We start from the raw sequence: 10,249 nt of genomic DNA, 5'->3' as shown, positions 1-10,249 counted from the left end.
TTCGCTTTCGCACAGATAAAATATTTGTTGCTGCCGCTTCGCTTTCGCACAGATAAAATATTTGTTGCTGCCGCTTCGCTTTCGCACAGATAAAACAATTGTTGCTGCCGCTTCGCTTTCGCACAGAGCAAAGCTTCCTGGGGGCGTCCGATGAGCCGCTTCACTTCGCTGCAGGGTCTCGGGCCAACAGATGTTTTTTGCGCGAAAGCGAAGCGGCAGCGGCACCGATGTTGGTCACGAAGGCGTTATCACAGGATGTGATGCTTTTAGCCTTCGTTCCTCTATCGCCAATCCCCGAGGAGTCGCCCAGTCTCCACTTCAATCAACCTATTTCTATAATATACTTCCTATTAATAATTACAGTTCCTAATTTTAACTATTTTTTCATTTTTCGTATATAAAAACAATAAAAACATTCTACGATACCGACTTTAATTTTCGTGTAAAAAAATAATAAAAACATCCTGCAATACTGACGAAAGCGCCAAAGTATATACCGTATTTTGTTGCAAGCATGGAAATACTTTCAATGTGTTTTCCAAAGAATAAACCAAGTGTAAAGTAAAGCAATGTCCAAACAAAACCTGCTGTGTAGTAATACAAAGCGTATTTTTTAAACGACATGTTATTCATACCCACCAAATACGGGAGTATATGTCTAACAATTGGTATGAAATAGCTTATAACTAAAGCAAAATGGCCATATTTATTTATTAGTTCTTTTGACTGTAATAAATATTTAGCCTTGTTCTTTTTCACCAATTTATCAAGTATTTTATGGCCAAACACTTTTCCAAGGATAAATCCTAAGGAAAGTCCTGAAACTGCGCCAAGATAAGTTAATACAAAAGCTTTCAACACACCCATTTTTCCTAAAGATGATAAAAATCCACCACTCATAACAATCATCTCATCAGGAAGGGGCATACCCACGATTCCTAGCCATAAGCTGAAAAATAAAGCGAAATAACCGTATTGCTCAATATATGATAAAAGATCTTGTAACCCCATTAACTAGCCCTCACATTTCCAAGTTTGCAGCTGAGCACATAGGCAGGTGGAAGGTTAATCCATACTTTTTCATGTGAAATATCCTCAAAATAATTTTGAATAAAGGATTTCCTAACAAGTGAGTATTGGAATGTGATAAATTCTCCGTCCTCTAAGCATTCCTTTACATTTTGCAAAATACGTGATGAAATGGCAGGATTCAATGATGTAAAAGGTAATCCAGATACGACATAATCAATTTTTTTAATATTTAATGCTGACATATATATGCATAAATTCTCAGCTGATCCATGTATTACGATTATACTCGGCTCATGTTCAAATTGTTCATGAAGCTTTTTATAAAAAATTTCATTATTTTCTATAAGAATTAACATTGTTGACTGCTCTTTTCTTTTCACCAATTCTTTCGTAAATGAACCCGTACCCGGACCTAGTTCAACAATACATCGGGCATTTTCAAAACAAATTTGGTCGACCATTTTTTTCGCTAATTTTTTTGAACTAGGTGAAATCGCACCTATCGTTTTTGGATGTTTTATAAATTCAGTAAGGAACGTTAACATAAATTTTCTCCCCGCTCAAAGTATTATTTGAATACTTTTAATATAAAGAGCATTTCTTAAAGATTTCCGAGGAGATTTCTTAAATTTTTCTTAAGAGACAGAAAAGGTTGTTAGGTCATTGGTTCTAATATTTATTTCCCTCACAATATAGTCATACAATTGCTTCCAGTAGAATAGAAACCTATATAAGGAATAATTGATACGGAAAAATAAGTGGGGTGTGAAAGGATGCTTAAACTAAATGATGCAAAAGAATTGGTACTCGGAATTGTACAACATGACCCATTGTTTGTCGTACTACAAAATACACCTTCAGAAAAATTACTTTATAATGACGGCTATTTAGCGCATATTGAGGAAACAAATTATTATTCTACTTCAGAAGTCGCTAGCTGGTTTGAAATAACGGATGCGATGCTTCGCTATTATATTAAACCATTTGAGCAGTATATTTTTGATAATGCTACGAATAGCCCAAACACTAATATTCGTTTGAGCCTTCCCGCCATCTTAAGACTTCGCATGATATTACTGCTAAAAGATGAACACCGCGTCAAAGGCTTAAAGCTTTTACTAGGAATTGATGATAATGGTCAACTCATCAAACATCAAATAACTGCAACAACTATGGGTACTGATGATTTAGCGAATAAGGTTGATGTTCTTGGAAATGTACTTCAGCAAATGATACAAACTGGACTTTTTAATATTCTTCCCGATGAAGAACATGGCGCCATACAAGTGACGATCAATCAAGACTTTCTCGCACAAAAAATTCAATTAGTATCCTCTGAATCGGATCTTCAAGTAGAAGACATTCAAAAAGAAACAGCAGAGCTTAAACTAGAAAACGAAAATTTACAAAAACAAATTTCAGAACTCCAAGAGCATAGCGTGAAGGATATTGTTCAAAAAATTCGTGAGCGTCATATTGAAAATGAGATTGTGTCGACATTACGGACAGAAGCATTACAGCAATACTCTATAGAAAATAAGGCAGGCTATTTCAGAAAACTTTTTCGTTCCTCTCAAATTGAGATGGAAAAAGAGCAATTTGTGTTGAGTTATATTTCGAAGTACCTAGAAGAACGTTTAGAAGTAGCATTGAATAATTATTATGGAGAATAAATATCTTCAAGCTGTTGGCACATGTAAAATTGTCATCACTTGGCGGAGAACATGAAGGAGTCTTTTTAAAGAAGCCATTCATGTTCTTTTTTTATATCGCAGTAGCCATTTGGCCCCACTGTTTAGAGTTTCATTGTATAGTAATTTATTTTTTGAAAATTGGCCTTATAATCATTATAAAGAACAGTCGAAGGGGTGACATGTATGGCAATGATTGAAGTCAATAATCTAACTAAAAAGTTTGGAGATTTTTATAGTGTACAGAATGTGGACTTACAAATTGAAAAAGGTGAAGTGTTCGGATTTTTAGGTCCCAATGGTGCAGGTAAATCTACAACAATTCGGCATTTAATGGGCTTCTTACAACCTACACAAGGACAGTGTTTTATTAAAGGGTTGGATTGTCGCCAATCTACCGCTGAAATTCAAACATTTGTAGGCTATTTACCTGGTGAAATTGCGTTTATCGATAAAATGACCGGACAACAATTCATCAAATTTATTGCCCAAATGCGAGGGTTACATGATTTAACAAGAGCAAATGAACTTATGGAATACTTTGAATTAAATGCCACTGGGCTAATTAAGAAAATGTCAAAGGGTATGAAGCAAAAAACTGGTCTCATTTGCGCTTTTATGCATAACCCTGAGATCGTCATTCTTGATGAACCGACAAGTGGATTAGATCCTCTTATCCAAACAAAGTTTATCGATTTTATTTTAGCTGAAAAAGAAAAAGGAACGACCATATTCATGTCCTCTCATATGATTGAAGAAATTGAAAAAACTTGTGACCGTGTAGCGATCCTTAATGCTGGGAAAATTGTTGCAACGGAAACAATTGCTGACTTAAAAAAGCGAAAATCTAAAAAGTTTTTAATAGAATTTCAAAGCGAGCAAGAGCTATCTCGTTTTTTAGGCGAGCAACTTAAAATTGAACAGATCGGGCCAACACAAGTAATTATAAAAATTCAGGGTAATGTCCAAACATTGCTTCATACATTAGCAGACTATAAAATTAATGACCTCGATATCATTTCACAATCACTTGAAGATATATTCATGCATTACTACGAAAGTGGAGGTGAAAAATCATGAACTTTACTTTGCTAAAACATGAAATGCTAGCTACTATTAAACTTTTTAGTATTATACTCGCTGTATTAATGCTCTATATCATTAGTATTGTCTATATGTATAACCCTGAAATGAGCAATACCCTTAATAAGCTTACCGAAACAATGCCTGAATTGATGTCAGCATTTGGTATGAGTAACATAGGTAATTCGTTAATTGAATTTCTATCTACCTATTTGTATGGATTTTTATTACTTGTTCTGCCCTTAGTCTTCATTATTATGTTGGCAAATAAACTAATGATGGGCTATATCGATAATGGTTCCATGGCATACTTAATTGCGACACCGAATACACGTTTTAAAATTGTCTTCACGCAAGCATTTTTTTTGGTTGCTAGCATCATTACACTGCTCACAGTAACAACTTTTGTAACAGTCATATTTTCAGAGATTCTATTTCCAAATGAATTGGATATAAGTGCTTTTTTAACATTAAATATCGGTCTTTTTTTCTTACAATTTGCCATTAGTGGCTACTGCTTTTTTGTATCCTGCAGTAGCAAGGATTTAAGAACCTCTTATGCGTATAGTACAGGAATTCCAATTCTTTTTTATTTAATTCAAGCGCTTAGTAATATGGGTGGCTCTTTAGAAAAGCTTAAGTATTTCACCATTTACTCATTGTTTGCACCTGAAAAATTAATGACTCAAGATAGCTCGTCTATTTGGATGATAGGGGTATTGTTTGTCATTGGGATGCTATGCTATATGCTGGCGATTCGTGTTTTTGTAAAGCGTGATTTGTATTTATGAATGCTAAAGGTAAAAATCTGCTTGCTTTCTTGGAGCAAGCAGATTCTTAGACCTAAACCTCATTGTTTCAAAGATGGTAAATTACCAATGAAGCGCAATAATCGAAAATGAATCATTGCTAACTCCTCCACATTTAAATCCTCATCTCCGCTGTCTAACCACTCTTGAATAACACCTAAAATCGCGGAAGTTAAAAAAGCCTCAAAATATTGTTGGAATTCTGCATCAAGCCCCTCCCCTTGAATCACAGAGATTCTGTCCAAAATATGATTACTAAAAACTTTCTTCATCCTCTTACTAAAAGCAGGGCTTCCTTGTTCCCCTAAAATTACTCGAAAGGCTGCTGCATGCTTTTTAATGCATTTAAACACTTCGATAAACGGTTGATACAGTTGACCTGTTTTTATCGTGTGGAAGGCATCTAGTGGTTGAACATTTCTTACATAGCTTTCTAGCTCATTTAATAGCTCCTGTTGCAAATCCTCCATCACTTCATATTTATCCTTATAATGTAGATAAAAAGTACCTCGATTAATGTTTGCAGTAATAGCTAAATTTTTTACTGTTACTCTTTCAAAACCTTCTTCCTCTATTTGTATAAGTAATGCATTTTTTATAGCTCGTTTTGTTTCAAAATTCATCATATCGTGAATAGACATTTAGAACCCCCATTGTATTATCACTTTATTCTGTTAGTATTTAGCAATGTTGTTAGATGGTCACATCAATGATCACAATAAGGTCAAATAGTGCTAGTCATTACAGCGTTACCTTATTTATCGGCATTCTTCTTAGTTATTTCCATTAATCAGATTTAGTAAAATGGCTATTTTAAAAATTTTTAAGTGTTTGAGGGAAAAACTATAGCACCGAGAATGCACCCCTATCATAGAAACCCCCAAAATAAAACAATACGATTCATTTAAATTGGCATTAGTCCATCTTAAGAGTGATTTAGGCAGTCTGATTTTACCTTGCTCGAAAATGTTGAAATCCATAATCACTTAACACTTTTTAGTTATCTGTTTATTGAAATTCCTAATACACTGCCTTAAAATTTCAGATATCAACACTGTGTTTAGTAAAGGAGAGATGGCTATATGGGAAATAGTGCAATTTTATTGAATTCCATAGAAAAAAAGTTTCATCAAAAACAAGTAATTGCCCCGCTTTCCTTAGAAATTCCAAAGGGACAGCTAATTGGCTTACTTGGCCCTTCAGGCTGTGGGAAAACGACGTTAATTAAAATGATTATGGGAATGATCAAGCCCGACAATGGTCATATTCAAGTGTTAAATCATACAGTCCCCCATAAGCAATTACTAACGGATATCGGCTATATGGCACAATCTGATGCACTGTATTTGGATTTAACTGGTGAAGAGAACCTTCATTTTTTTGCTAAGCTCTATCGATTATCAAAAAAAGAACGTGTGGAGCGTGTCCATTATGCTGCAAGCCTTGTTCATTTAACAGATGATTTAAATAGTAAGGTGTTGAATTATTCTGGAGGGATGAAACGAAGATTATCTCTTGCAATTGCCCTTATCCAAAATCCAAAGTTGTTGATTTTAGATGAGCCAACTGTTGGGATTGATCCCGTATTGAAAAAGGAAATTTGGCAGGAGTTAATTCGTCTAAAAAACGATGAACATAAGACAATTTTAGTGACGACACATGCAATGGACGAAGCAGAGCGCTGTGACCAGTTAGCTATGCTACGAAATGGTCATATTATCGCGCATGGAACACCACATGATTTGAAAGCTTATTATCAGGCAAAGGACTTTGATGAAGTGTTTTTAAAGGCTGGGGGTGAAGCTCTGTGAGAATCGGCGCAATTGTTACAAGAATTATGCAGCAAATGATACGCGATAAACGTACACTCGCCTTATTATTTTTCGCCCCTCTTCTTGTGCTTTCATTAATGTATTTTGTTTTTAATAGTAACGAACCTGAAATGACACTAGTCGTATCAAATGGCCCTGCATCAATAATTGAAAAGCTTGAAGAGGCGGATTTTCAAGTTATCGAAAAAAATGATGATTTTACTATTGCCAGTTTAAAAGATGAAAAATATGATGGCTGGTTAGTCTTTCATCAAACTCAATTGAAGCTCACATTATTAAATGATGATCCGTCAACAGCCAAGGCTTTAAAGATGAAGCTTTCTCAGGTTTTGCAGCCAGAACAATCTGCAATGATGAAGTTGACGACTGATTATGTATATGGCGATGAAAATACCGCTATTTTTGATATTTTTAGCCCGATGCTAACAGGCTTCTTTGTGTTCTTTTTCGTCTTTTTAATTACAGGTATAGCGTTGTTAAAAGAACGAACTTCAGGAACATTGGAGCGCTTACTAGCAACACCGATTAAACGTTCTGAAATTGTTGCTGGTTATATGATTGGCTATGGATTGTTTGCTTTAATTCAAACGACTATTATTGTTCTATTCGGGGTTTATGTCCTTGATATTGTACATGTCGGCTCCATTTGGCTTGTGCTACTAATCAACATTGTCGTTGCACTTGTTTCATTATCATTAGGAGCTCTCTTATCAAGTTTTGCTGCATCAGAATTTCAAATGATGCAATTTATCCCGCTTGTCATTGTGCCGCAAATTTTCTTTTCAGGTATTTTCCCACTGGATAATATGGTGGAATGGCTGCAAAATATTGGTCGAATTATGCCTCTTTACTATGCCGCTGACGCGTTAAATGGGGTTATGTATAAGGGCTATACCTTTAGTGAAATTCTAGCCGACTTAGCAATTCTTGCTTGCTTCGCTTTTGTATTTATTACATTAAATATTGCAAGTCTAAAAAAATATCGATCATTATAATCAAAAAGTATTGGTACAAAAAAAACTACCTCTAAATTCAGAAGTAGCAGAGTTTTACAAATAGTAATTGTGTGTACTATGATGATAGTTGGACCTTTTATATTTTGTGCTAATTTAATACGGTTGTATGAAGTTGTATAAACTCATAACTCCCCTCCTAGATTTTTTTATCTAGGGGGTTTTTAAATTTTAAAAAGAAAGGTATATATTCTGTAATATTAAAGACAAGCAAATGTACATGATAGTTTACTACATCATAACTTGTTTGTAATGTTGCACATATTATAAAAATGTACATTACTAAATTCAATTTTGTGGTGTACGTTTTTTATTTTGCTTTCATTTCTATTGATTCAATAAACGATTAAATAATTTACAGAAAAATAAAAAAACAAAATTGAACAAACGTTCTATTTTGTGAGGTGCTAATAAATGTATTGGTATGAATACTGCCCGAAACATATCGACAGTAAATATCAGTTACTTGTATTCAAAGGAAATCAGCCATTTCTACCTTTAACGGATTACTACCATGATTGTTTAGGGAGAATTGATAAGAGTTCTGCAACATCTTAGCTGCCTATGCCACTCAATGATCTTTAATTAACGCCTCCGTTAGTTTAATAAGAACAGCGACGCTTCTTCCGCAATCGCGCCCGATTGTGGAAAATTGTTTTTCAACTATAGCCCCTGTAATTGAAGTATAGGAACGATAAAAAAATGCTGGTATACAGCTTAATAAATTGTCTCTATATACAGGTTTTTATTCAGATAACACACTATGAAAAATCTCGAAAAGTCCTATCGTAGCTATGTTTATATAGCTTTGCATAAAAAGCTGTATAAACAATAGTTCTCGTAAAAAGGCACGAACGTTGATTTAACAACATTCGTGCCTTTTTGATGTGTTTCCAAACTTGCGTTTGGGAACGTTTTTAGGTATATATGTGTATATTTTATTCGACAATTTTTGTTTGGTTTTTTAATTTATATGAGTGAATATAATTTACTGCGTACTTTACTAAAAATATTCCTAAGACTCCACCCAAAACATTAAATAACAAATAGATAATATCCGTATTACCAAAGTTGCTTATAGTAAAACCAGACCACCCAAGTAAAAGACGGGCGACATCTATCACTAAACAACTTAAAATAACAATAGAAATTGCTTTTTTGTTACTTTTTAAATCGAAAAGGAGTAATAAGAAAATCCCAAACGGTACAAATAAAATAACATTATAAAATAAAGCTGAATAACTCCAAATAGAAATATTAAAGTGCATCGTATCAAATATTCCAAACCAGTCATTCGTTGAAATAAATGTTCTATTATTGTCTGCTGGATTTTGATGGAGCGTGAATCCACCCAATTTAATTTGAACTAAGCTTATTACGTAAAAAATAGAGCTATATAACATAACTCGTTTCTTAGCACTTTTTTCTACTTTTCTAAAATAATCAAGTAATACATCAATAAAAATATATACTAACAAAATTAAGAATGCTAAGGGAACAATATTGTAAAGAACATATGTTGAATGCATAATTAACATCTCCCGTTATTTTATAGTCACTATTCATTTTACTATAGCAACTTAATGAAGGGTTAACAAATTTTCCCTATCTATAATATTGATTTCGATGTTCTTATTTCACTAAACTGCTCCGTTAGCACAAGAAGCGACTGCCTCTTATTGAACAATCGCACCCGTTACTTTAAGTACATTCCTTCACAAACTTTATACTGAAGGTAACTATTTGTTCAATGTTAAATTGATTTATTATTCCGACGACAATTTATAGCTTCTTTTAAAAATTCTGTCTCCTTTTCGGTAAAAGGGCTTGGAAATGAAATTGGTTCTGTAAATGGCAACTTTTCTTCAATTGAATCTAATTTTCCTTTTGCAGTTTCATCCATTAGTTTTAGGAGTATTTCTATAGCTTCTTGTGCCTCTTTTGAGGAAGGTTCGGCTTTAGTAAAACTTAATTGTTTGATTTTGGTAAGTACCATATTCCATTTTTTATCTAAATCAATTTCTTCCTGTTTAGTGATATTCAACAATGTATCATTTATATCCTTAGAAAAGTTTTCTTTAAGCCACTTCTCATTATCTTCTTCAAATATTAATTTTTGAAGCATTGAGCAAAACACATTAACATTAACGATTTCCACACCTTCTGTTGTTTCAATGAGATGATTTAAATCAGATATAATATTGTCAAGCTCAAGTTTTTTCGCTTCAAATAACTTCTTATGATAAGTTAAAGATTTTATTAAAATTCCACCTTCAACAGTTTGTTCTTCCAGCATATTTTTAATATCTTTTAGCGAAAGACCTAAAAACTGTAGAGCTTTAATTTTTTGTAATAGAGTTAAATCTTCTTTTGAATATAATCTATGTCCTCCATCTGTATAATCGCTTGGTTTCAATAAGTCTATACTGTCATAATATCGAAGAGTTCTGATGCTAACACCAGACTTTTGTACAAATTCTCCTATAGTAAATATATCTTTATTCAACATTATCACCTCATTGAAAAGCTTTTCATTTAGAAAGTAGAAAAATATCTTCTATACCTTAAAATATCTTATAACTGGGTAAGAAAACCTTTTTCCTTTTAAAGTATAAATCGTGGCAATTAAAATTAATATCGCTTCCAGAATAATAAGTGAAAAAGATAGAATAGAAACCATATTTATTTTTTTAGATGACGGATTGTAAGATTAAGTGCAACACCCAGAAGTCAATATAAAGGAAGCCCATAACGACCTCGTGTAGAATGTAGTTACCACACCAACATTC

Annotated in this window: 12 protein-coding genes; 7 read left to right on the top strand and 5 right to left on the bottom strand. The window is 33.4% G+C overall.

What is annotated here, in order from left to right; translation table 11 throughout:
* The first annotated feature begins 197 nt into the window (after positions 1–197).
* The gene (locus ACFCYJ_RS26680) at positions 198–401 is read left to right on the top strand and encodes a hypothetical protein (RefSeq protein WP_376078911.1); all 204 of its coding nucleotides are present in this window, start codon (positions 198–200) and stop codon (positions 399–401) included.
* A gap of 16 nt (positions 402–417) precedes the next feature.
* Here ACFCYJ_RS26680 and ACFCYJ_RS26675 read toward each other — a convergent pair whose 3' ends face one another.
* Together ACFCYJ_RS26675 and ACFCYJ_RS26670 are read right to left on the bottom strand one after the other, a co-directional pair.
* Complete coding sequence (locus tag ACFCYJ_RS26675) at positions 418–1,011, bottom strand: DedA family protein (protein WP_376078910.1); 594 nt, start codon at positions 1,009–1,011, stop codon at positions 418–420.
* Entirely contained in the window at positions 1,011–1,577 is a 567-nt protein-coding gene (locus ACFCYJ_RS26670) for a class I SAM-dependent methyltransferase (protein WP_376078908.1), read from the bottom strand. The genes ACFCYJ_RS26675 and ACFCYJ_RS26670 overlap by 1 nt, the downstream gene beginning before the upstream one ends.
* A gap of 228 nt (positions 1,578–1,805) precedes the next feature.
* On the opposite strand from ACFCYJ_RS26670, the gene ACFCYJ_RS26665 reads away from it, so the two are divergent.
* The 3 genes from ACFCYJ_RS26665 (at position 1,806) to ACFCYJ_RS26655 (ending at position 4,597) form a co-directional block, all read left to right on the top strand.
* Positions 1,806–2,705, top strand: a complete 900-nt coding sequence (locus tag ACFCYJ_RS26665; protein WP_376078906.1) for a hypothetical protein — start codon at positions 1,806–1,808, stop codon at positions 2,703–2,705.
* A 210-nt stretch (positions 2,706–2,915) separates the two neighbouring features.
* Complete coding sequence (locus tag ACFCYJ_RS26660) at positions 2,916–3,803, top strand: ABC transporter ATP-binding protein (RefSeq protein WP_376078913.1); 888 nt, start codon at positions 2,916–2,918, stop codon at positions 3,801–3,803.
* The gene (locus tag ACFCYJ_RS26655; protein ID WP_376078905.1) at positions 3,800–4,597 is read left to right on the top strand and encodes an ABC transporter permease; all 798 of its coding nucleotides are present in this window, start codon (positions 3,800–3,802) and stop codon (positions 4,595–4,597) included. The genes ACFCYJ_RS26660 and ACFCYJ_RS26655 overlap by 4 nt, the downstream gene beginning before the upstream one ends.
* Positions 4,598–4,656: 59 nt before the next feature.
* On the opposite strand, the gene ACFCYJ_RS26650 is transcribed toward ACFCYJ_RS26655, so the two are convergent.
* Positions 4,657–5,256 (bottom strand): TetR/AcrR family transcriptional regulator, encoded by a 600-nt coding sequence (locus ACFCYJ_RS26650; protein ID WP_376078903.1) that lies wholly within the window; start codon positions 5,254–5,256, stop codon positions 4,657–4,659.
* 441 nt (positions 5,257–5,697) lie between these two features.
* Between ACFCYJ_RS26650 and ACFCYJ_RS26645 the strand changes: the two genes are divergently transcribed.
* The 3 genes from ACFCYJ_RS26645 to ACFCYJ_RS26635 all read left to right on the top strand — a co-directional run bounded on the left by ACFCYJ_RS26645 (position 5,698) and on the right by ACFCYJ_RS26635 (position 8,018).
* Complete coding sequence (locus ACFCYJ_RS26645) at positions 5,698–6,426, top strand: ABC transporter ATP-binding protein (protein ID WP_376078901.1); 729 nt, start codon at positions 5,698–5,700, stop codon at positions 6,424–6,426.
* Positions 6,423–7,442, top strand: a complete 1,020-nt coding sequence (locus ACFCYJ_RS26640) for an ABC transporter permease (protein ID WP_376078899.1) — start codon at positions 6,423–6,425, stop codon at positions 7,440–7,442. The genes ACFCYJ_RS26645 and ACFCYJ_RS26640 overlap by 4 nt, the downstream gene beginning before the upstream one ends.
* Before the next feature lie 432 nt (positions 7,443–7,874).
* Positions 7,875–8,018, top strand: coding sequence for a hypothetical protein (locus ACFCYJ_RS26635; RefSeq protein WP_376078898.1), 144 nt, complete (start codon positions 7,875–7,877; stop codon positions 8,016–8,018).
* Positions 8,019–8,398: 380 nt separating this feature from the next.
* Here ACFCYJ_RS26635 and ACFCYJ_RS26630 read toward each other — a convergent pair whose 3' ends face one another.
* Entirely contained in the window at positions 8,399–8,989 is a 591-nt protein-coding gene (locus ACFCYJ_RS26630) for a VanZ family protein (RefSeq protein WP_376078896.1), read from the bottom strand.
* Positions 8,990–9,213: 224 nt separating this feature from the next.
* Positions 9,214–9,969, bottom strand: a complete 756-nt coding sequence (locus ACFCYJ_RS26625; protein ID WP_376078895.1) for a MerR family transcriptional regulator — start codon at positions 9,967–9,969, stop codon at positions 9,214–9,216.
* Positions 9,970–10,249 lie beyond the last annotated feature (280 nt).

Source organism: Lysinibacillus sp. NPDC056232, from assembly GCF_042267565.1.
Lineage (GTDB): Bacteria > Bacillota > Bacilli > Bacillales_A > Planococcaceae > Lysinibacillus.
Note: the sequence above shows the minus strand (reverse complement) of the source record. Positions and strands in the feature narration are given on the sequence as shown.

Excerpts from the sequence above, each read along its gene's own strand:
- ACFCYJ_RS26675 (WP_376078910.1), bottom strand. The coding sequence starts at position 1,011 with ATGGGGTTACAAGATCTTTTATCATATATTGAGCAATACGGTTATTTC.
- ACFCYJ_RS26655 (WP_376078905.1), top strand. The coding sequence starts at position 3,800 with ATGAACTTTACTTTGCTAAAACATGAAATGCTAGCTACTATTAAACTT.
- ACFCYJ_RS26625 (WP_376078895.1), bottom strand. The coding sequence starts at position 9,969 with ATGTTGAATAAAGATATATTTACTATAGGAGAATTTGTACAAAAGTCT.
- ACFCYJ_RS26670 (WP_376078908.1), bottom strand. The coding sequence starts at position 1,577 with ATGTTAACGTTCCTTACTGAATTTATAAAACATCCAAAAACGATAGGT.
- ACFCYJ_RS26650 (WP_376078903.1), bottom strand. The coding sequence starts at position 5,256 with ATGTCTATTCACGATATGATGAATTTTGAAACAAAACGAGCTATAAAA.
- ACFCYJ_RS26665 (WP_376078906.1), top strand. The coding sequence starts at position 1,806 with ATGCTTAAACTAAATGATGCAAAAGAATTGGTACTCGGAATTGTACAA.
- ACFCYJ_RS26660 (WP_376078913.1), top strand. The coding sequence starts at position 2,916 with ATGATTGAAGTCAATAATCTAACTAAAAAGTTTGGAGATTTTTATAGT.
- ACFCYJ_RS26630 (WP_376078896.1), bottom strand. The coding sequence starts at position 8,989 with ATGCATTCAACATATGTTCTTTACAATATTGTTCCCTTAGCATTCTTA.
- ACFCYJ_RS26645 (WP_376078901.1), top strand. The coding sequence starts at position 5,698 with ATGGGAAATAGTGCAATTTTATTGAATTCCATAGAAAAAAAGTTTCAT.
- ACFCYJ_RS26635 (WP_376078898.1), top strand. The coding sequence starts at position 7,875 with ATGTATTGGTATGAATACTGCCCGAAACATATCGACAGTAAATATCAG.